This window comes from Marinitoga arctica, assembly GCF_054657315.1.
On the sequence record NZ_BAAHYY010000029.1, the window covers coordinates 1 to 22,780 of the forward strand.

Annotated in this window: 17 protein-coding genes; all 17 read left to right on the plus strand. The window is 25.0% G+C overall.

Features of this window, described 5'->3' with window-relative positions:
- Window positions 1-72: 72 nt before the first annotated feature.
- The 17 genes from ACYQ44_RS08190 (at window position 73) to ACYQ44_RS08270 (ending at window position 22,779) form a co-directional block, all read left to right on the plus strand.
- A complete protein-coding gene (locus ACYQ44_RS08190) occupies window positions 73-2,226 on the plus strand; it encodes a methyl-accepting chemotaxis protein (RefSeq protein ID WP_459996506.1) in 2,154 nt (717 codons plus the stop codon).
- Between the two features lie 224 nt (window positions 2,227-2,450).
- Window positions 2,451-4,445, plus strand: coding sequence for a CHASE2 domain-containing protein (locus ACYQ44_RS08195; protein ID WP_459996507.1), 1,995 nt, complete (start codon window positions 2,451-2,453; stop codon window positions 4,443-4,445).
- Window positions 4,438-5,616 carry an HD-GYP domain-containing protein gene (locus tag ACYQ44_RS08200; protein ID WP_459996508.1) on the plus strand — a complete coding sequence of 393 codons (1,179 nt, stop codon included), beginning with the start codon at window positions 4,438-4,440 and terminating at the stop codon, window positions 5,614-5,616. The genes ACYQ44_RS08195 and ACYQ44_RS08200 overlap by 8 nt, the downstream gene beginning before the upstream one ends.
- On the plus strand, window positions 5,609-6,262 hold the full coding sequence (locus ACYQ44_RS08205) for a DUF3307 domain-containing protein (protein WP_459996509.1): 654 nt from the start codon (window positions 5,609-5,611) through the stop codon (window positions 6,260-6,262). Before ACYQ44_RS08200 ends, ACYQ44_RS08205 begins: the two co-directional genes overlap by 8 nt.
- A 4-nt stretch (window positions 6,263-6,266) precedes the next feature.
- Window positions 6,267-8,381 carry a FecR family protein gene (locus tag ACYQ44_RS08210; RefSeq protein ID WP_459996510.1) on the plus strand — a complete coding sequence of 705 codons (2,115 nt, stop codon included), beginning with the start codon at window positions 6,267-6,269 and terminating at the stop codon, window positions 8,379-8,381.
- Between the two features lie 2 nt (window positions 8,382-8,383).
- Entirely contained in the window at window positions 8,384-9,640 is a 1,257-nt protein-coding gene (locus ACYQ44_RS08215) for an HD domain-containing phosphohydrolase (RefSeq protein ID WP_459996511.1), read from the plus strand.
- Window positions 9,641-9,719: 79 nt separating this feature from the next.
- Window positions 9,720-11,099 (plus strand): DNA polymerase III subunit gamma/tau, encoded by a 1,380-nt coding sequence (gene dnaX / locus ACYQ44_RS08220; protein WP_459996512.1) that lies wholly within the window; start codon window positions 9,720-9,722, stop codon window positions 11,097-11,099.
- A 13-nt stretch (window positions 11,100-11,112) separates the two neighbouring features.
- Entirely contained in the window at window positions 11,113-13,716 is a 2,604-nt protein-coding gene (locus tag ACYQ44_RS08225; protein WP_459996513.1) for a glycosyltransferase family 2 protein, read from the plus strand.
- An 8-nt stretch (window positions 13,717-13,724) separates the two neighbouring features.
- The gene (gene frr, locus ACYQ44_RS08230) at window positions 13,725-14,303 is read left to right on the plus strand and encodes a ribosome recycling factor (RefSeq protein WP_459996514.1); all 579 of its coding nucleotides are present in this window, start codon (window positions 13,725-13,727) and stop codon (window positions 14,301-14,303) included.
- Entirely contained in the window at window positions 14,300-15,013 is a 714-nt protein-coding gene (uppS, locus tag ACYQ44_RS08235; protein ID WP_459996515.1) for an undecaprenyl pyrophosphate synthase, read from the plus strand. Before frr ends, uppS begins: the two co-directional genes overlap by 4 nt.
- Window positions 14,985-15,848 carry a phosphatidate cytidylyltransferase gene (locus ACYQ44_RS08240; RefSeq protein ID WP_459996516.1) on the plus strand — a complete coding sequence of 288 codons (864 nt, stop codon included), beginning with the start codon at window positions 14,985-14,987 and terminating at the stop codon, window positions 15,846-15,848. Before uppS ends, ACYQ44_RS08240 begins: the two co-directional genes overlap by 29 nt.
- Before the next feature lie 12 nt (window positions 15,849-15,860).
- Window positions 15,861-18,470 (plus strand): alanine--tRNA ligase, encoded by a 2,610-nt coding sequence (gene alaS, locus ACYQ44_RS08245; protein WP_459996517.1) that lies wholly within the window; start codon window positions 15,861-15,863, stop codon window positions 18,468-18,470.
- 55 nt (window positions 18,471-18,525) lie between these two features.
- The gene (locus tag ACYQ44_RS08250; protein ID WP_459996529.1) at window positions 18,526-19,758 is read left to right on the plus strand and encodes an ArsB/NhaD family transporter; all 1,233 of its coding nucleotides are present in this window, start codon (window positions 18,526-18,528) and stop codon (window positions 19,756-19,758) included.
- An 11-nt stretch (window positions 19,759-19,769) separates the two neighbouring features.
- The gene (gene gatC, locus ACYQ44_RS08255; protein WP_459996518.1) at window positions 19,770-20,066 is read left to right on the plus strand and encodes an Asp-tRNA(Asn)/Glu-tRNA(Gln) amidotransferase subunit GatC; all 297 of its coding nucleotides are present in this window, start codon (window positions 19,770-19,772) and stop codon (window positions 20,064-20,066) included.
- A 1-nt stretch (window position 20,067) separates the two neighbouring features.
- Window positions 20,068-20,406: a YraN family protein gene (locus ACYQ44_RS08260; protein ID WP_459996519.1), complete on the plus strand. Its 339-nt coding sequence runs from the start codon at window positions 20,068-20,070 to the stop codon at window positions 20,404-20,406.
- An 87-nt stretch (window positions 20,407-20,493) separates the two neighbouring features.
- Window positions 20,494-22,173, plus strand: coding sequence for a phospho-sugar mutase (locus ACYQ44_RS08265; protein WP_459996520.1), 1,680 nt, complete (start codon window positions 20,494-20,496; stop codon window positions 22,171-22,173).
- Window positions 22,174-22,188: 15 nt separating this feature from the next.
- Window positions 22,189-22,779, plus strand: coding sequence for a hypothetical protein (locus ACYQ44_RS08270; protein ID WP_459996521.1), 591 nt, complete (start codon window positions 22,189-22,191; stop codon window positions 22,777-22,779).
- The last annotated feature ends 1 nt before the right edge of the window (window position 22,780 follow it).

Below are 22,780 nucleotides of genomic sequence, written 5' to 3' on the forward strand. Positions count from 1 at the left end.
AAAATTATTGGAGTATTTAAAGAAATTCAAAATTATGTTATAATAGATTTAGTAATTTTAAGGAGGGGTTATATGAAATTAAAAGAAAAGCTTCTTTTCATTTTTATTATTATATTATTAGTTCCATTTTTTATTTTGGGATATTTTTCTTTAAGTAGTTCTAAAAAAGTGTTAATAAATGAAATTGAATCCAAATTTTCCAATATAATGGATTCGAAAGCTTTTGAATTAACTTTAATTCTTGATAGATATAAAGGTTCATTAGAAAATATTTCTAATTTTCAATATATCCCTATAATGATAAAGTCAATGAATTCCTATTTTAAAGACTTTCAAGATATAAATAATTTAAAAAACGTTTATGTAAATCAAAATCCATATCCATCAGAGGAAAGATATAAATTAAACAACGTTAACGAAACCGATTTGGAAATGTACGGCGATGATGAATTTTCAATTTCAGATTATGATTTATTGCATAGAAAATATCATCCAAATTTAGTTAAATATGCTTTATCTCAAAAAATTGAAGATATTTATTTATTAAATAATGAAGGTGATATTATATATTCTCTTAATAAAGGTGAAGAATTTACAGAAAATATAAAAGATTTAGCAAATACTTCGCTAGGAATTTTGTTTGATGCATTAAAAAAACAGACTGAAGATAAAATTATACCTGAATTTTCAAATATATCTCTTTATCAATATAAAAATAATAAACCAATATTATTTATCGGAAAACCTTTTGTTTATAGGTACGCTAGATATGGATATATAATAATAGCTATTGATTTCACAAAAATAGTACGTACTATATTCGATTCTATTAATAATGATTCAAATATGGATATTTATGTACTAAATAAAGATAATATGTTAATTTCTATTTTAGAAGGTGCTAATATTGGACAAAAATTTATCAAAATTCCTTCTTCCCAAAATATCCTATCTGAATATACTAATTTTCAAGGAAAAAAAGTTTTAGGTATTTTATCTAATATAAAATTAAATAATGAAACATTAAAGATTATTTTAGAAGAAGATAAAAACGCAGTATATGTACCAATTACTAATTTAAAAAACACTTTAATTTTAGTGATTAGTTTTACTTTGATTATTGCTATATTGGTTGCCTTAATTTTTTCAAATAACTTAACAAAACCAATAAAAACAATAGAAAAGAATGCTATCTTAATTTCAAAAGGTGATTTAACCCAAAATATTTCAATAAATAGAAAAGATGAAATAGGATTAATAGGTAATATTTTCAATAAGTTAAAAGAAACTATTAAAAATATCTCTATATCATTTAAAAAGTATTCTAACATATTAAAGAAAGTAGAAGAAGAACTTGATTCAACATCTAACGAGTTAATAAATGTCACATCAAATACTTTTAAATCATTTGAAGATATAAAAAAAAGATTGGAGATTGTAGCGTCATCTTCTGAAGAAACTACTGCTAATATTCAAGAAATAACCTCTGGTGCAGATTTATTATCAAAATCAGCAAATGATTTGAATTTTAAAGCAAAAGAAATTTCAGCTAGCGCTTCTTTTGGGAAATCCAATATTCAAAATATGATTAAAGACATTACAAATATTGAAGAGCTTGTAAAAAAAAGTAATTCTATGATTTCCAAATTATTCGATAAATCAAAAAACATAGAAGCAATTGTTAACCAAATAACTGAAATTGCCAAACAAACTAATTTATTAGCATTAAATGCTGCTATTGAAGCTGCGAGAGCAGGAGAAGCCGGAAAAGGTTTTGCTGTTGTTGCAGATGAAATAAGAAAACTTGCAGATGAGTCAAGCAATTCTGCTGAAAATATCACAAAAAATCTTGATTCACTTGTAAATGATGCCAGTGAAGCCTTAAAAGAAAGCTCTAATATTACTAATAACGTTAATCAAATAGTTGATTCTATCAAGGAAATTGGTAAACAAATGGAAAATATACTTTCTGAAATTGATATTATTTCTGAAATGGTTGATAATACCTCTAATATCTCATATCAACAAAAAATTTCTACATCAGAGATTACTAACGCTGTAGAAGCAATTTCAGTTTCTATACAACATATAACAGAAAAAGTTGAAGATGTTTCTTCATTGATGGAAAGGCAGAAAATTAAATTAAATGATTTTGATATTTTGATTGATGAATTAGAAAAAATGACATCTGAAATGATAAACTTTTCAAAAAATTTTAGATTATAATATTTATTTTCTAATAAACAAAACTCCTATAGTCAGTGAAAACTATCTATAGGAGTTTTTTTACTTATTAATTTTTCTGCAAGTTTTTAATTAAATGATTATTATATTTAGTTTTTTATGAACTTTTATGTTTTAAATTTCTAGTAGATTTATTTTCCTCTCTAAATTTTTAGTTTTTATATAAAAAAGATAAATAATATGTTATAATTATATTAGGTGATATAATGAAAATTTTTAAATTTAAATTAAAGATAACACATTTACTTTTTATTTTATTTTTATCTATATATTTAATAACCTACTTACTTAACAATCCATGGATTGAAATTTTTGAATTGAAAACATTAGATCTTAGATATATAATTAGAGGAGAAAAAAAAATAGATTCAAAAGTTATTGTTATTGCTATAGATGAAAATTCTTTAATAAATATGTCCACACAATTTAATGATGAATGGCCATGGAACAGAGAACACTATGCAAGAATGATTGCAAAATTATTTAAATTTGGTATTAAAACTATAGGATTTGATGTATCTTTTACTATCCCATCCGAAAATAATATTATGAATAATGGAAAATCAAAAGACGATATTTTATTGTCTGCTATATTAAGAAAGTACAATAAAGTTGTATTAGGAACTTATTTAACTGTAAAAAAACAGAATTTCGATGAATACAATGATATATTCAAACAAGAATTAGAGAAAAATAAATTTTATTTAAAATATTCTTTTAAATTAAAAAAACCTGAATATTTATCTTTATTCTTTCCATTAACTGCCTACAAAATAATACCGCCAATTACTGAATTTTCTTCATTAGTGCCAGCTTCTACTTATGAAATTGGCCAATTGGATCCTGATGGTGTAGCCAGAAGTTTACCATTAATTTTTAAAGAAGATTGGGCTGCTGAAAAAGGTTATAGCACAGGATTATTTCCGCATATGGATCTCATTTTATATGCATTTTATAAAAATTATGATGTAAAGAATTTTATTTTTGATCCTAAAAATTACTCAATAGAAATTAATAATGAAATTATAAAAACTGATAAAAATGGATTTTATTTGTTAAATTTTTATGGTAAAGGTTCAGAAATATTTGATACTATATCTTTTTATGATCTTGTATATACTGATAAATATGATAATTATGATTTTAAAGATAAAGTGGCTATTCTCGGATATTCAGCTACTGCAAAAGGTTTATATGACTTAAGAATAACTCCTTTTTCAAATGATGAACCGGGTGTTTATCTACATGCAACAGCTGTTCAAAACTTAATTAGAAAAGATAAAATCCAAAGAATAAATTTTTTCTATAGTGTAATTATATTATTATTATTACTTTTTTTATCTCTATTATTTTCTACATTTAAAAAAATATCAATAAAACTTATATCATTTTCTATTCCTACATCTTATATTTTTATATCTTATTTTTTATTTAAAAACAATATATGGGTTGATACTTTTTATCCTGTTGTTTCAACACTTATAATACCTGTTGTCGATACCGCTCAATCTGTATTAAAAGAATCTAAAGAAAAAAAGAAAATAAAATCATTCTTTTTTAAATATGTACCGGATTTTGTTGCTCAGAAATTACTTGATCAAGGGAAAACAGAACTTGGTGGTGAAAAGAAAAATGTTGTTCTTATTATGTCTGATATTGTTGGATTTACAGAAAAATCTGAAAAATTATCTCCTGAAGAAGTTGTTAGATTTTTAAATTATTATTTATCTGAAATGGCTGATATAATAAGAAATAAATATTACGGTACAATAGATAAATTTATAGGAGATCTTATAATGGCAATTTTTGGTGCCCCTATAGAATTTGGTGATGAAATTGATAGAGCTATTTCATGTGCAATAGATATGAGAAAAAAATTAAAAAATATAAATATTGAGCTTAAAAAAATGGGGTTTGATTTTGAAGTAAATGCTGGAATCGGAATACATTATGGAGAGGTCATTATAGGTAATATAGGCGCAGATTTTAGGATGGACTATACTTGTATAGGAGACACTGTTAACACTACTTCAAGAATTGAACATTTAACTCGTGATTTAAATAAATGGTTAATTGTAACAGAAGAAATTGTAAAAAGATCAAAAAGATATAAATTTGAACATATTGGTGATTATAAAGTTAAGGGAAAAGAATTACCTTTGAAACTATATACCATCAAGGAAGGGGATATAAATGAATAAATTATATAATCTACTTTTAGAAAATATTAATATACTAAAAACGTTAAATAAAGAGTTTAAATTTATAATTGATGGTAAAATTTATGAAAATTTAAATTTTAATAAAAAAGAAAAAATTAGAGTTCAATATAATGGAAAACATTTTGTAGAAATTATTTTTTTTGATAATATCGATTATATTTTTTTATTGAGTCTAGATTCTATAATTAAAGATTTTTGTTCTATAAAAAAAGAGAGAATTATTGATGAAAAAATATTGAATTTTATTTCTAACATAAAACCATATATTAAATTTGAGAAAACAATAGAAAATATAAATCGAACTTTTAAAAATATCTTTTCTCTTGATGAAATTAAATTTTATTTTTCAACAAATATCAATTTTCTTGAAAAAGATAACACCTTTCCTATAGCTGAGAATATAAATTCATTTATAAGTTGTAATATTAATAAAATAAACATTCCTATAAAGTTAGATAAATATAGTTTTGGATATTTTTCTTTAATAAGAAATAAAGGTTTTACTTTATATGATTATGCATTAATATCTAAGTTAAATGATTATATTAAAAAAAGTATAGAAAATTCATTTTTGGAAAATAAATTTGATTTAATTTTGGATAAATCTTTAAATATATTGACAAATATCCTAGAAACTAGAGTTCCAGGCGCTGAAAAACATTGTGAAAACATCCTAAAATCATCTTTAAAATTTGGGAAAATGCTAAATTTAAGTAACAAAGAACTTCAAAATCTAAAATTTGGGAGCATGATATTTGATATAGGAAAAATTGGAATACCTGAAAAAATTTTATCAAAAAAAGGAGAATTAACTCCAGATGAAAATGATTTAGTAAAAAAACATGTTTTATACGGTTACAAACTTATGTCAAAAATTCCTACAATTTCCGAAGATGTTAAAAAAATTGTTTTATATCATCATGAAAAATGGAATGGTGAAGGCTACCCAGAAGGGTTAAAAGGAGATAATATTCCATTATTAGCACAAATCATTGGATTACTCGATACTTATTATTCTTTATTAGAAGATAGACCCTATCGTAGCAAATTACCAAAAAGTAAAGCTATTGAATTAATAGATAGTTATAGTGGTATTTTTTTTAATTCATATCTTGTAAATATCTTAAAAGAGGTGGTAAAAAATGCTTAAAAATATTTTCTTTTATTTCTTGCTATCACATTTAATTGGTGATTATGTATTTCAAACATCTTTTATTGCAAAATACAAAAATTCAAAAGTTAGTGTCCTAATTTTACATATTTCTATTATTTTTATTTCTATGTTTTTATTGTTTTTACCATCTGACTTAAGTCTATATAACCTTTTCATAATATTGTTATTAACATTATTACATTTATTAATAGATACTTTAAAATTTAAAAATAGAGCCAAAAAAGCATTTAATTCCCATACTTATTATATTTTAGATCAGGTTATGCATTTTTCTTCATTAATTTTGGCAAGTATCTTATATAAAACTCAATATTTTTTTATATCACCAGAATATGTAAAAGTTTTTGTAATTGCATTATTCAATGCATATTTTATAAGTTTATTATTCTATATGATTGATGGTTTTTTAAAACCATATAAAAGAGATTATTTAGGATATTTATTTAGATTTTCTCTGCCTTTTATAAAATATTACAGCAATATATTATTTTTAATTTTTTCGTTTTTATTTATCCTATTTTCAATATTAATTATGATAAAAAAAGAAGAAATAAATGTTAAATCAGAGTTAGGACCATTGGCATTTAGTATAATAATTACTTATTTAACTATATGGAGGTGAAAGTATGTTAAAAAGATGGGGAATAATTATTTTATTTTTACTAAGTATATCTTTATTTTTTGGAGATTTCACTATTAATGTTAAAAATACATCAATTTATGTAGGTGAAAGTGTGCCTATAGAAATCGAAACGGATCAAACAACATTGACGCATCTTTATGTAAACGTTACAAGTGGAGGTTTTGATAATCCTTTAATTTTATTTGATGGGTTTGATTTAATTAACGGAAAATCTAATTTAATATTCCTTGCTCCATTAATACCTGGAGAATCAACTATCACCTTTTTTAATGAAGATAACACATTTAAAAAGATAATAACGCTAAAAATAATAGAAGAAACTATGGATTTACCAGAAACAAAATTAATAATATTAGAAAAAAGAGGTAATGTGTTATATAAAACTCCAGATTCAGATATCTGGGATTCTCTTTCAAATGATACAGTAATTCAAGAAAATTCAGAATTGTTAACTTTAAAAGATGGATACGTTCATTTAAAAGAACCAAGCCTTAATATAGAAATTAAAGTTTCAGCAGACACTCAATTATATATAAAACGTTTAAGGGTTTCTGAAAGTGGAGATATAGATATAGAATATGAATTAAAAAAAGGAGCAACCGTTAATAAAATCAAAGAAATATTAGCCCCTGGATCAAAATATTTAGTAGGCTCTGGTTCTGTAGTTGCTGGAGTTAGAGGAACTGAATTTGGCTTTGAAAGGCGAAATGGAAATACTCAAATTAGAACTTTCGAAGGTACTGTTTATACAATGGTAAATAATCAACTATTTCCTGTTACTGCTGGTAATATGTTTAATTATTCTCCTGATCAACCAAAACCTTTGATCCAAAAACTAGATAAACCTTTAGAGGAATATGAAAATGAAATTATTCCTGAAGAAAAGAAGGATTCCGAAGAAACAGTTACCGAAGAGCAATCTAAAGAAGAAAAGGAAACACCTCCTAAAGAACAAGCTTCAGAGATAAAAGGGAATATCGGTAATATATCTTTCGGAAAACAGACAAAAGGATTAAATACTTATCTTGTATACTCTTTTGCTCCAAATTTAGATTTTGGTCCATTTGGTATAGGAATCGGATTTAATGCGTATCAAGAAAATATAGATAGTCCACTTTATTATGGGTTACCTACAGATAATGTATCCCCATCAACTAATATTTTAAGTGCCTTATCAATTAATTATTTTAAATTAGATTTTCCTTCTATTTATATCAGATATGGAATAAGTCCTTCATATACAAAAGGATTAGGCTTGTTTATGAATAATTATTATGTCCCATATTCAAGAGTATTAGACGCTGAATTGAAATTTTCAAATTTACAATTAGGATTTCATATACCATATGAAATATCTTCCTTTATCCCATTTAATTATCATCAGACTTCAAATGTATACTTTGGATATATAAATGCAAATTTAAACATTTTTAATGCAGAAATTACTGGTGTAATAAATTTGAATAAAGATAAACCAAAAAATGATTTTAACCAAGCATATTTAACCACATTATATAAAGATATTTTATTTTTTAGATTAGGTATTGAAACAGATGTTATTCTTACAAATGATGGCACTATGGTTTGGGGAATGTTAATGGGCCCAACATTAAATTTTCCTCCATTTTTCCAATTCATGTTTGGTTTTAATTATATATCAAATGGATTTAATAATGAATATTTGAATTCATATTATGAATATAACTCAGCTAGTGGATTTTATATGAATTTAGAAAACAAGTCCTCATATGGATTAGTAGGAAAATCAACATTAAATATTAATCCTTATTTAAATTTATTGATTAATTATAATAAATTATTTAGCGAAGATAGAGATAGTTTATTAAGTGGGCAAATGACTTTAAATATACCTTCGATAGGCGGTATGCCTCAATTAACTGCAGGATTTAGTTATATGCAATATAAGTTCTTAGAAGACCCCAGTATTTCTAACGTATTTTTAAATGATAATACCAATTTACAAGGTTTCATTTATTATCCTGTATTAGAAAATTCTGGTGTAATTTATTCTATACAATATAATATGAAAGAAAAAAAATTCGAATATACTTTAAACTTTGAAACTAAGGAGTTTTAATTATGCTAAATGTAGTCATACAAAATTTTAATTTAAGGGGAATAGAATACAATAATATTATATACGGAGGAAAAGGTAATTTTAGTATTGAAATTTCTCCTAAAATAAAAGTATTTTCTGATAAAAATTTTAATTCTCTTGAAATAATAACATTAAAAAATTCTTTAACAAATATTACCAAAGAAGAATTAAAAAAAGTTAGGTTTAAAAGTGGACATATATTAGATACATTGGAATTGATAAATAGTAATTTTAAATTAGAAACTGTTTTGAAATTAACAGAAGATGCTTTAAGAAAATTATTAAATTCTGATGGTGCCTCAATATTGTTATATAATGAGGAAAAACATATTTTGAATTTTTATGTAACTTCGGGTGGTGCAAGTGGATATATTGAAACCATTGATGTTCCTGTAAATAATTCAATTGCTGGAGAATGTTTTAAAAGAAAAAAAACTATTATAATTAATGACGCACAAAAAAATCCTTTGCATTTTAAAAAAACTGATATTAAAGCAAAATATAAAACTAAAAATATAATAGCTACTCCATTATTTTTTGAAAATGAAATTATTGGTGTATTGGAAGCTGTTAATAAAAAAAATGGAATTTATAACCAAGAAGATAAAGAGGTTATAGAACTTTTCTCTTCTCTGATATCAAATAAGCTAATGAATTCAAAGATATATGAAGATTTAAGTAGTATGATAAAAGGTATAATACTTGCAGTTGCAACGGCTATTGATTTAAGAGATAATTACACTCATACTCATTCCAAAAACGTATCGAATTTATCTATAAAAATTGGTAAAGAACTAGGATTTAATGATTCTTTTTTAGAAGAACTTGAAATAGCTGCATTATTACATGATGTTGGAAAAATAGGTATACCAGATGAAATATTAAATAAACCATCAAAATTAACTGATGCTGAATACAAAATTATACAATCACATACTATTATAGGTGCTAAACTTTTAGCTGAGATTGATTTTCTTTCTAAAAATATACCTTTAGGGGCATTGGAACATCATGAAAAATTAGATGGAACAGGATATCCATACAATAAAAAAAGTGATGAAATCTCATTATTTGGAAAAATTCTTGCAGTTGTTGATATATATGATGCTTTAACAGCAAAGAGAATTTATAAAAAACCTTGGCCAAAAGATAAAGTGTTAAAATTTCTAAAAGATGATTGCCCAAAAAAATTTGATTGTAAAATAGTAAAAGCTCTTGAAAGGTGTGTTAATGTATAAAAAGGGGAGTTAATCCCCTTTTTATTTTTTAAAATATATGATATAATTTATATTGATTCTTTTATGGGAGGAATATTTAGTGATTACATTATATAGAAAATACAGACCTATGACATTTAATGAATTAATAGGTCAGGAACATATTAAAAGATATTTTGAAAGATCAATTAAAAAAAATGAGATATCACATGCATATATATTCTCAGGACCTCGTGGTACTGGGAAAACAACAACCGCAAGAATATTAAGTAAAGTTTTAAATTGTATAAATCCTGATGGACATAACCCATGTAATACTTGTGAGAATTGTATTGCTATAAATAATGGAAATTTCATGGATGTTATCGAACTTGATGCTGCTTCAAATAGAGGTATCGATGAAATAAGAAAAATTCGTGATGCTGCAAATTTTAGACCAGTATCTGGAAAATACAAAGTTTATATAATAGATGAATTCCATATGCTTACAAAAGAAGCATTTAATGCCTTATTAAAAACATTAGAAGAACCACCTGATCATGTAATTTTCATTTTAGCTACAACAAATCTTGAGAAAGTTCCTGAAACAATAATTTCAAGAGCTCAGGTCCTACAATTCAAAAATATAACAGAAAGCGAGATAACTAATCACATTATAAAAATAGCTGAAACTGAAAATAGACATATAACAAAAGATGCTGCTAATATAATCGCTAGAAAAGCACGAGGCGGTGCTAGGGATGCTTTATCACTTTTAGAACAATTGTTAAAATTTTCCGATAATAATATAACTCAAAATGATGTTATAAAAATTTTAGGTTTATTTGATGAAAAATTGCTATCAGATTTTATAAACTCTATTTATAATGGTGATAATGAAAACTTATTGAAAATATCAAATGAAATTTTTAATACTGGCAAAGAAATAGAAGTTTTTCTAGAAGAAGTCTTAGAATATATATTTAATAATTTAGAAAAATCTAACGATTTGTCAAAAGATATTCTTGTTGCAAAAAAATTATCTGATTTATTGAAGGATATCAAATATTCTGAAAATAAAAAAATGTTATTTGATATAAATATATTATTATTTTCCTTAGATTTTTCAAATAATGATATAGAAAAAAAACATGTACAAAATAAGAGTTTTGATAAAATATACCAATATAAAGAAACAGAAATGTCCATTGAAGAATCTTTAACTTCTAAAGTTTTGAATACTTTATTAAATAAAAAAGAGAAAATGAATTTAGGGTTATATTTTTCTTTAAAAAATGCTAAAATTACTGAAAAAGATGATTTTATAAAAATATTTTTTCATAAAGAAAACTTATTGGAATATCAAATCACAAAACTAAATTCAACTGTTTTAGAATTGTTATATTCTACTCTTTCAAAACATTTAATAAAAATTGACATACAATATGAAGATAATAAAAATGAAGATACTAGAAAAAATAATATAATAAAATTATTTTAATCGGGGGGAGCTTATGAATCAAAAATTAATAAGTGCTTGTATAATGGCAAAAAATGAGGAGCAAAATATTGACAGATGTTTAAGTAGTATAAAAGATTTTTGTGATGAAATTATTTTTGTAGACACTGGCTCTACTGATAAAACTGTAGAAATAGCTAAAAAGTATACAGATAAAATATTTTTTTTCCCATGGAATGGTAGTTTTTCTGATGCTAGAAATGAGACTTTAAAATATGCTTCTTCTGAATGGGTTTTTATTATAGATGCTGATGAGGAAGCATCGGAAAACCTTAAAAATAATATTCGTGATTATTTAAAGTCTTTAGATAATGATATTGTAGCTGTTTATATACCTACTGTTAATTATCTTGATTTTGAAAGAAACCATAGTGAAATAGCTAGTACTGCTCGTTTTTTTAGAAATGGTAAGGTTAAGTATGAAAATATTGTTCATAATCAACCTGTATATAAAGGGAAAACTGTTAAAATTGACCTTGAATTATTTCATTATGGATATATATGGACACGTTTAAGAAGGAAACAAAAAACAGAAAGAACACTATCTTTAATTGAAAAATATTTAAATGAAAATCCCGATGACGAGTATTATTTAATTCAATATATGAAAACACTTTCTATAGCTCAAAAACATATAAAAAAAATGCACGTAGGAAATAAAATAGCTAAAAAAATTCTAAAAGAACTTGTAAAAAAAGATTATAAACCTATACCTATGACTGTTGAATTTATGTTTTTGTGGGGAATAGAATTAATGAATAAAGGTTATTGGAACGAAGCAGAAAAGTGGTTTAAAATCGGTTCAAAATGGAATTTAGATGCTTATTATGGTTTAATGAACGTATATTATAATAAAAAAGAATGGGAAAATTTAAAATATGCTTCTTCTGATTTTCTTAAATATTTAAATATTTTTGAAAATCGTAGAAGTGAAATCACATGGTCAATGCAATCATTATTCAAAAAAAATGAAGGTTTAATATTTTTAGCTATTTCTAAAATAAAAACTAATGATTATGACAATATAGACAATATTATTGAAGAACTTAATTATACAAAAAATAATGAAAAAATTATAACTTTATATAATTTAACTTTTGATGAATTTGCTAAAGAAAAAGATTATAAAATAAAAGAGATTCTAATTAAAATAATAATAAAATTACATAAAAATATTATAAACAATTCTCAACATTACTCTGAAAGTATAATAAAAAATATTTCTAATTATGATTTAATATTTGATATAGCCAGTGAAAATAATCCTTATTTATTCATTGAACACTTCATTGAGAGATTAAAAGATGAGAAAAACATTGTAGGAATTCTATTAACCTTTATTGATAACTTATTTGAAAAGGATTTAGAAAAATTATTGGAAACTCTTTTAAAGATAAGACGAAATAGGCGAGATATTAATACAAATAAAGAAAAGGCTGTTATCGAACTTCTGATAGGTGATATTTTAACAAAAACAGGAAGGTTCAATGAAGCAAAAAATAGATATAAAAAAGCTGTAAACCTTGAAAACTCCTTAGCTAAATTTGTTCAGGTATTAATTGAAGACATATTGACCCATATGAATTCAAGTGAACTAATTCCTTCATATGTTGAATTAAAAGAAGAGATGAGTAGAAAAAATGAATTATTTTTTAATATTGAGATTTTTGATCACAAAGAATTAGCTCTATATGATTTTTACTATGGAAAAATTTTTCCTGAATTAAAATTTGCATATGCTATAAAAATGAAAAATGAAAACATGGATTTATTTGGAAATCTTTTAAAAGATATTTTTGGTCTTACTACTACTAACAAATATTTTAAATCTTTTGTAAGCTTAAGATTGTATAATTATTATAAAAATATAAGTGATTTTGAAAAGGCTGAATTTTATTTAAGAAATGCCTTAGAAATTAACCCTGTTTTAGCTGATTTAATAAGCGGTCAATATAATTATACTGGTTTTTATTTTGAGGATGACATTAAAAATATCGAAGATAATCTTGTTAATATTTTAAATTTAGGAGAAATTATGCCTTTAATGCCTGTAATAAATCCTATAAAAAAATGGTATGAATCTAAAAAAAATGGATTATATTACGTTTCACCAATACCAAAATTTAATGCATTGAAAAGTTTGGATTATTATCTAAAAAATTATACGAAGTATTTTAGCTCTATATATCCTAATCCTATAAATAACAATATTATAAAATATAAGCTCTCAAAAATTAATACTAATAAAATTTTAGAAATAAACTCCGTTAATCCATTTTTTGAAAAAGATCATATTTCAATTTCAAATTTAGAATATATTGAAGAAAAAAAATTAAATAAAAAGTATGATACAATAATATTTTTTAATCCTGAATTTTCAAGAAACTTATTATTTGATATTAAATATTTAAAATCAATCACTAAGGAATTATTTATTATTTTTAATTTAAATAATAATATTTTCCAAAAAGATCCAAGAGCCTTCTGGTTCTTAGATTCTAAAAATATTAATAAATTTATAAAGTTTTTCTCTTTTAGCAATTTTGAATTTATAAATAATGATTATTTATGGATACAATTCAAAAATGAATTAATATAATAAAATACATGGAGGTGGATATTGTGTCTTTAAAAGACCCTATTTTAAAAGAAGCCAAATCAAAAATGGATAAAACTGTTAAACATTTAGAAGAAGAATATAAAAAACTTAGAACTGGCAGACCCTCACCAGCAATGTTTGAAGAAATCATGGTTGATTATTATGGAACACCTACTCCAATAAATCAAACTGCTACTTTAACAGTTGGTGAAGATAGAACTGTTGTTATTACACCATGGGATAAAAGTTTGTGTTCAAAAATTGAAAAAGCTATTAATGCAGCTAATTTAGGTATGATGGCTTCAACTGATGGTGTTGTTGTTAGAGTAAAATTCCCTAATCCTACTGTTGAAGATAGAAAAAAATGGGTTAAACACGCTAAAGAATTAGCTGAAGATTTTAAAGTTGCTTTAAGAAATATTAGGAGAGAAGATATAAAAATTGTCAAAGAAAAGCAAAAAAATGGAGAACTACCTGAAGACGATGCAAGAAAAATAGAAGATGAAATACAAAAAATTTTAAAAGAACATGAAAATAAAATTGATGAAGTATTTCATAAAAAAGAAAAGGAGATAATGGAATCTTGAAAATCCCAAAACATTTAGGCATAATAATGGACGGAAATGGACGTTGGGCAAAACAACGTGATCTTAAAAGAACTATGGGCCATGAAAAAGGGGCAAAAGTTGCTGAGGATGTTATCCAATGGGCTTCAGATATGGGTATAAGGTATCTTACCTTATACTCTTTTTCTACTGAAAATTGGAAAAGACCTAAAGATGAAATTACGTTTCTCTTTTCCCTTATGGTTAGATATTTAGAATCAAGATTAAATAAAATTGTTAAAGAAAATGTCAGAGTGCGTTTTATTGGTAGAATTGAAGAATTGCCTAAAAACGTCTTTGAAGTTTGTAAACGTATAGAGGAAAAAAGTAAATTTAATAATAAAATCGATGTTATTTTAGCTGTAAATTACGGTGGTCGTAGAGAAATTGTAGATGCTGTAAATAAAATAATATCAAAAGGGGTTAAATCTATAAATATTGAAGATATATCCAATAATCTATACTTACCTGATGTTCCAGATCCAGAATTAATTATTAGAACATCAGGAGAAATTAGAATAAGCAACTTCCTTTTATGGCAAATTGCTTATTCTGAACTATATTTCACTAATACATTGTGGCCTGACTTTACAAAAAAAGATTTAGAAAAAGCTATAGAAGACTATTCAAATAGAGATAGGCGGTTTGGAAGTATTTCTTCTGATGAGGGAAGTGAATACAGTGGCAATTAATAAAAAAAATTTATTGGTAAGAACATTATCTGGAATAATTTTGGGTCCAGCAGTTGTTTTTTCATTTTTTACTATCCCTACATCTATAGGCCTTGTAACATCTATTATACTTATTACTTCTTTAGAATATTTTGAAATTACTTTGAAAGATTTTAAATATGAATATAAAGTTTTTTTGTCCATAATGTATGCTTTAACAAGTGCTGTTTATGGGTTTGCACTTAGAGCTTATTATTCTGGTTTATTGATTTTTGACCCAATTACAGTATATGTCATTTCTATAATAATTATTTCTGGATATAGTATAATATACTTAAAAGATACAAATTTATATAAAAAAGCTATTGAAAGTTATGTTTTTGGTATAATCACGATTTCTTTATTTTTATCTTACTTTTACCATATTATAATAAATTATGGTGCTACTACAGCCATTTTAGTTTTGACAACTGTGTGGATTTATGATGCAGGCGCTTATTTTGTAGGTTTAAATATTGGTAAACACAAACTTTCACCTAATTACTCACCTAAAAAGAGTATTGAAGGTTTAATTGGTGGAATTTTTTTAACCTTTTTTTATATTGTATTATATGAATATATAAGATCATATTTTGGATTAAATATCATTTCAATTTTTCAAGCTACATTTTTTGCCGTATTAGTTGGAGTTGTTGATACTATTGGAGATTTAACAGAATCATCTTTTAAAAGGACTTTTAATCTAAAAGATTCAGGTAATACTTTGCCTGGCCATGGTGGAATGTACGATAGAATTGATGGATTATTATATTTAACACCTGCTTTTTATTTTTTAATGAAAATTTTTGGTATATAATGGAGGGATTTGATGACATCATATGAAATAAGAAAAACCTTTTTAAAATTTTTTGAAGATAAAGGTCATAAAGTAATGGATAGCTTCCCCTTAATTCCTAGCGATCCACAATTATTGTTTACAGTTGCAGGTATGGTCCCATTTAAACCCATTTTTTGGGGGAAAGTTGAACCTACATATACAAAAATTGCGACATGTCAAAAATGTATAAGGACAAATGACATAGAGAATGTTGGAAGAACTGCAAGACACCAAACTTTTTTTGAAATGCTTGGGAATTTTTCTTTTGGTGATTATTTTAAAGAAGGGGCTATAAAATATGCTTGGGAATTTCTAACAGATGTATTAAAACTGCCTAAAGAAAAATTATGGGTTTCTGTTTATTATGATGATACAGAAGCTTATAATATCTGGAAAAATATTATTAAATTCCCTGAAGAAAAAATACTAAAAATGGGAAAAGAAGATAACTGGTGGGGACCTGTTGGCCCATCGGGACCATGCGGACCTTCTTCAGAAATTTATTATGATACAGGAAGAATAGATTTGTGCCCTAATCCTGAAAATTGCACTCCAGAAGATGATTGTGGTAGATTTGTAGAAATATGGAATTTAGTTTTTACTGAATTTTATCAAGATGATAAAGGCAATTTATCTCCTCTACCAAGAAAAAATATTGATACAGGTGCAGGTCTTGAAAGAGTTACCGCCGCTGTTCAGGGAGTTTATGATAATTTTGAAACTGATTTATTTACCCCCATTATCAAAAAAATAGAAAATATTTTTAATATTAAATTCCGTTCAAATAAAAAAACAGATATATCTATAAAGGTTATTGCTGATCACTCACGAGCTGTAACATTTCTTGTATCAGAAGGAATACTGCCTTCAAATGAAGGAAGAGGTTATGTATTAAGAAGAATTTTAAGAAGGGCATTAAGACACGGTGCTCTTTTAGGGAAAAAGGAACCTTTTATCAATAAAGTAATCGATGTCGTATTAGAAAATTACGGTGATATTTATCCTGAAATAAAAGAAAAAGAATCATTTATAAAGAAAATTGTTGAAGCAGAGGAAAGAAGATTTTTAGAAACACTAGATAAAGGAACAGAGAAATTAATAGAATATATTAAAACATCTACAAATAAAATAATTGATGGAGAATTTGCTTTTGAGTTATATGATACTTATGGATTTCCACTAGATATTACAAAAGAAATTTCTGAAGAATATGGTTTTATAGTAGATGAAAATAGTTTTAATGAATTTATGGAATCACAAAGAAAAAGAGCAAGAAAAGCTGCTGGAGAAAAAGAATATGCTAAAATGAATCAAGCATATAAACATATAGGTAATGAAATAAAAATTACAGAATTTACTGGATATGAAAGGGTTTTTGATGAAAGTGAAGTACTTTATATAATAAAAGAAGATAAAATAATTGATATTGCTAATGAAGGAGATAATATAGTATTAGTAACCAAAAATACACCTTTTTATGCTGAAAAAGGTGGGCAAATTGGTGATACTGGAATAATAAAAAATAAATATTTTGAATTTTTAGTTGAAGATACTAAAATTATCAATAATGAAGTAATTGGTCATTTTGGGAAAATCACTAAAGGTAAAATATCTATTGGCGATAAAGTTGAAATGATAATTAATAATGAAAGAAGAAATGCTATAAAAAGGAATCATACAGCTACTCATCTTTTACACAAAGCTTTAAGAGAAATATTAGGAGAACATGTAAAACAAGCTGGTTCATTAGTTACGGATGAAAAATTGAGATTTGATTTTACTCATTATGAAAGTATAAATGATGAAACTATTAAGAAAATTGAAAAGCTAGTAAACAAAAAAATTCTTGAAAATTTAAAGGTAATAACAGAAGTAAAAACATTGGAAGAAGCAAAAAATGAAAATGCAATGGCATTATTCGAAGAAAAATACGGTAATAAGGTTCGAGTTGTAAAAATTTCTGATTTTAGTTCTGAACTTTGTGGTGGAACTCATGTATCATATACTGGTGAAATCGGATTATTCAAAATAAATTCTGAAACAGCTGTTTCAGCTGGTGTGAGAAGAATTGAGGCAATTACAGGAATGAAATCTCTTGAATATTTAAATAATATAGAACAAAAAATACATTCTATCTCAAAATACCTTGATGCATCTCAAGAAATAATAATTCCTAAAATCCGTGGTTTAATTGAAAAAATAAAAGAGCAAGAGAAGGAAATAAAAAGATTACAAGAAAAACTCACCGCGCAATCCATAGATGTATTTAATATTAAAGAAATAAATGGAGTAAAAGTATATACAAAAGTTTTTGAAAAGGTGGCTTCAGATGTATTAAGAAATGTAATTGATATCGCAGAAAATAAAGTAAAAAGCGGGATAATTATTTTATTTAATAAAAATGATAGAAACGTTAATTTTATAGTAAAGGTAACGAAGGATCTTGTAGGAAAATATCATGCGGGTAATATCGCTAAAAATATCGCCAAGGAATTAGACGGTGGCGGTGGTGGAAGACCTGATTTTGCTCAAGCTGGAGGTAAAGACTCTTCAAAAATAAACGAAGTTATAGATAAAATTCAAACTATAATAGGGGGATGATTTTACGGAACGTACTATTGCTCTTTTTATATTTCTTTTTTCTTATACTTTTTTAATCACTGAGAGAATAAACAGAACAATTGTTGCAATACTTGGTGCTACTATTATGATGATTTTAGGTATTTTCGAAAACCATATTGAGGCCATAAAAAGTTATGTTGATGTAAATACAATTTACCTATTAATGGGTATGATGATTTTTGTTTCTGTTATTAGAAAAAAGGGAATTTTTGAATATTTAGGAATAATAACATTAAAAGTTTTTAACAAAAATGGATATATTCTTTATTTTGGGTTGACATTTACAGTTGCATTATTGTCTGCAATAATAGATAATGTAACTACAGTACTTGTATTTATACCAATAACTTTAGCAATTACAGATTCTTTAGACGTTGATCCTTTACCATTTATTTTCGGTGAAATTATGGCTTCAAATATAGGGGGAACTGCAACTATAATTGGTGATCCACCAAATATTATGATTGCAAGTGCTGCTGGATTAAGATTTACAGAATTTTTTTTAACGGTTGGGCCTATTTCTTTTTTAAATTTGTTCTCTATGCAGTTTATAACTATGTTTCTTTTTAAAAAGAAATTGAACTTTCACATTAACAAAGAACAAGTTAAATCTTTTGATCCAAAATCTGCTATTAAAAATAAATTTGGATTTTATATTTCATGGGTGTTATTGATCTTAACATTATTTTTATTTATATTTCAACATCAACTTGAAATGGAAAGTTCCACAATTGCTTTATTCATTGGATTTCTTGCTTTATTAGTTCTTGACAGAAATGAAGTTGAAGAGATTCTCAAAGAGGTTGAATGGGGAACTATTTTGTTCTTCTTTGGATTGTTTATTATGACAGGTGGTTTAGTCCAAACAGGTATTTTAAAAGATTTTACTCATTTTCTTGTTGATATTGCTGGGAATTCCACAAAAAGTTTTGCAATGATGTTAATAGGCGTCTCTGGTACTATTTCAGGATTTGTTGATAATATTCCTTTTACAGCAACATTAATTCCAGTTATAAAAAATTTACCACACGTTAATCCTCAAACATTTACAGAACTAAGACCTTTATGGTATTCTTTATCTTTGGGAGCATGTTTGGGCGGGAACTTTACACCTATTGGAGCATCTGCAAATATAGTAGCTTTAGCAATGTTAAAACAATTTAAAAATGAAGAAATAAAATTCAAGGATTTTTTTAAATACTCTTTTTTAATTGTTATTATAAATTTAGCTTTATCTGCAATGTACGTTGAATTAATCTTGGTTTAAGGAGGTTTTTTATGATAAATATTAATGATGAATTAATTAATAAATTAGAAAAATTAGCTATGATTAAGTTATCAGAAAAAGAAAAAGAAATAATAATGAAAGATTTAAATGATTTACTAAAATACATGGAAAATATTGATGAAGTAAATATAGATAATGTGGACCCTCTTTTTTCACCAGTAGATAAAATTTTGAAAAATATTTTTCACATGGATGAATTAAAAACAAGTGAAACTATAAAAAAATTAATATCCGAATTTCCTAACAAAAAAGATAACTTATTAAAGGTCCCTGGAATACAAGGATAATATGAATAACAAAGGTAAAATATATGAAGATATCGCTGTTCAATTTCTGAAAAAAAATGGATTTAAAATTCTAAAGAGAAATTTCACCACAAAAATTGGTGAAATAGATATTATTGCACTTGATAAGCAGTGTCTTGTTTTTGTTGAAGTAAAAGGAGGAAAAGACTATTTGTCTAATCCTGCATATAGAGTAAATAAGCGAAAATTAGAAAAAATTGGTAAAGTAGCTAATATATTTATTAGATATAATAAAGTTATATTTAATGAAACTCGAATTGATGTTATTGGTATAAATGAAAAATTTGAAATTTCATATTTTCCTGATCAAAGATTAATTTAGGGATTTTTTCCCTAAATTAATCTTTTTTTAAAATAAATAATATCTTTTGTGTTATAATTTATTTATAGATATAAAGGAGGACTGATTATGGAAAATATAAAGAAAATAGCTTACGATAAATATAATATATGGCTTAAAAAAGCAGATAACACATTAAAAAAAGAATTAAAAAATATAAAGAACAATGAGGAAGAAATTATAGATAGATTTTTTAAAGATTTAGAATTTGGAACAGGCGGTTTAAGAGGGAAAATTGGTGTTGGAACAAATAGAATGAATATTCACACTGTAGCTAGGGCGACTCAAGGATTTGCAAATTATTTAAAAAACATAAGTCGTTTCCCTTCTGTTGTTATTGCATATGACACTAGAGCATTTTCGTTAGAATTCGCAAAAACTGCTGCATCTGTTTTATCTGCTAATGGTATTAATGTTTATCTTTTTAAAGAGGTCACAGCTACACCAATTTTATCTTTTGCTGTCAGATATTTAAAAACAACTGCAGGTATTGTAATTACAGCAAGCCATAATCCTCCTGAATATAATGGCTATAAAATTTATACTTCAGATGGAACTCAAGCTGTTCCTGATATTGCAAATAAAGTAATTGAAGAAATAAATAAACTAAACTATTTTGACGATATAAAATTTATGAATTTTGATGATGGTATTGAAAACAGATATATAAATTGGGTTTCTGATGAACTACTAAATGAGTATTTAAATATTTTAGAAAGTTATTTAAGATCTCTAGAACCACATTTAGAAAATAATATAAAAATAGTATATTCCCCTTTACATGGAACTGGTTTAAAGCCTGTAAAGGAATTATTATCTAGATTAGGGTTTGAACTATATATTGAAGAAAAACAAGCTATTCCTGATCCTAATTTTTCTACAGTTAAATTTCCTAATCCAGAAGAAAAGGATGCTTTCGAATTATCCTTAAAATATGCAGAAAAAATAAATGCTGATTTAGTAATGGCTACTGATCCTGATTCTGATAGATTAGGTATTTATGTAAGAGAAAAAGATAATTATATATCTTTTACAGGAAATCAAATAGGTGTGATGTTATCACATTATATTTTAAATAGAATGAAAACTCTTGGTATATTACCTGACAATGGTGTAATCATAAAAACTATAGTAACAACTGACATGATTAAACCAATAGCATACGATTTTAATGTTTCTGTAGAAGAAACACTCACTGGTTTTAAATTTATTGGTGAAAAAATAGAAAAATATCATAATAATGGTATAAAAAAGTTTATTTTTGGATTTGAAGAAAGTTATGGTTATTTAGCAAATGAACACGCAAGAGACAAAGACGCAGTTATAGCCTCAGGATTAGTTGCTTTAATGGTCTCTTATCTAAAAAAGAATAAAATAACTTTATCTGACTATTTTAATGAATTAAGAAAAAAATATGGATTTTATTTAGAAGAAAATATTTCATTTACATTAGAAGGTATTCATGGATTAAATAAGATAAATAGCATAATGGAAACACTTCGAAGTCATCCTCCAAAAAAGATTGGAGAATTAGATTTAATTAAAATCTATGATTATTCAAAAGGTCTTAAAGATTTACCTCCTTCGAATGTGATAGAATTAAATTATAATAATAAATTAAAAATAATTGGAAGACCTTCTGGTACTGAGCCTAAAATTAAATTTTACTTATTAATTAAAGGAAATAACATTTTTGAAGCAAAAAAAATATTAAATGATGCAAAAAGAATTGTAAAATCTCTAATATAATATTGAGGTGAAATTATGGAACCTAACCTGTTATTAATAACTAATAATGGAGATTTTTATGTTCCTAAAAAATGTGAATTTATTGATCAAAAAAATTTAAAAATTATTTTATATTATCCAGAAGATTTAGATAATATAAAAAATTTTAATAATGGAATTTTGGGTTATTTTGTGCTAAAAGAAAAAAAAGGTAATTTAGTAGGAATGAAAAGATTTTTAAAAATTGATAAAAGTATTTCTTCATATTTAAAAGCCTCATTTGTTGATTTTTTATCTGAAGAAATCAGAGAATTATATGGCGATTACATTGAAGTAATATCTGAATTTGTTGGTCTTTATGATACCATTCATGAGTTTAATTCTCTTATAAAAACAAAAAAAGTTAGAGAAAATTACGAAGATTGGTTAGAAACTTTTGTAAAAGATGTTAAAGAAAATCATAAAGAAACTTTGAAAATGTATATTTCTAAATTTGCAAATTTATATTTAATCAGAATTTATGAGAAATTGTTTTCAAAAAATATTGAATTACTTGAAAAAGAAGAAAAGGAAATAGCTTATAAAATTTTAGAAACAGGAGTTTTGAAAGAAAAAGGAGTATTATAAT

What these genes read in the sequence shown, in the direction of transcription:
- ACYQ44_RS08225 (WP_459996513.1), top strand. Translation starts at nt 11,113, where the DNA reads ATGAATCAAAAATTAATAAGTGCTTGTATAATGGCAAAAAATGAGGAG.
- ACYQ44_RS08210 (WP_459996510.1), top strand. Translation starts at nt 6,267, where the DNA reads ATGTTAAAAAGATGGGGAATAATTATTTTATTTTTACTAAGTATATCT.
- ACYQ44_RS08215 (WP_459996511.1), top strand. Translation starts at nt 8,384, where the DNA reads ATGCTAAATGTAGTCATACAAAATTTTAATTTAAGGGGAATAGAATAC.
- ACYQ44_RS08260 (WP_459996519.1), top strand. Translation starts at nt 20,068, where the DNA reads ATGAATAACAAAGGTAAAATATATGAAGATATCGCTGTTCAATTTCTG.
- ACYQ44_RS08205 (WP_459996509.1), top strand. Translation starts at nt 5,609, where the DNA reads ATGCTTAAAAATATTTTCTTTTATTTCTTGCTATCACATTTAATTGGT.
- gatC (WP_459996518.1), top strand. Translation starts at nt 19,770, where the DNA reads ATGATAAATATTAATGATGAATTAATTAATAAATTAGAAAAATTAGCT.
- alaS (WP_459996517.1), top strand. Translation starts at nt 15,861, where the DNA reads ATGACATCATATGAAATAAGAAAAACCTTTTTAAAATTTTTTGAAGAT.
- frr (WP_459996514.1), top strand. Translation starts at nt 13,725, where the DNA reads ATGGAGGTGGATATTGTGTCTTTAAAAGACCCTATTTTAAAAGAAGCC.
- ACYQ44_RS08270 (WP_459996521.1), top strand. Translation starts at nt 22,189, where the DNA reads ATGGAACCTAACCTGTTATTAATAACTAATAATGGAGATTTTTATGTT.
- ACYQ44_RS08240 (WP_459996516.1), top strand. Translation starts at nt 14,985, where the DNA reads ATGAGGGAAGTGAATACAGTGGCAATTAATAAAAAAAATTTATTGGTA.
- ACYQ44_RS08265 (WP_459996520.1), top strand. Translation starts at nt 20,494, where the DNA reads ATGGAAAATATAAAGAAAATAGCTTACGATAAATATAATATATGGCTT.
- ACYQ44_RS08195 (WP_459996507.1), top strand. Translation starts at nt 2,451, where the DNA reads ATGAAAATTTTTAAATTTAAATTAAAGATAACACATTTACTTTTTATT.
- ACYQ44_RS08200 (WP_459996508.1), top strand. Translation starts at nt 4,438, where the DNA reads ATGAATAAATTATATAATCTACTTTTAGAAAATATTAATATACTAAAA.
- ACYQ44_RS08190 (WP_459996506.1), top strand. Translation starts at nt 73, where the DNA reads ATGAAATTAAAAGAAAAGCTTCTTTTCATTTTTATTATTATATTATTA.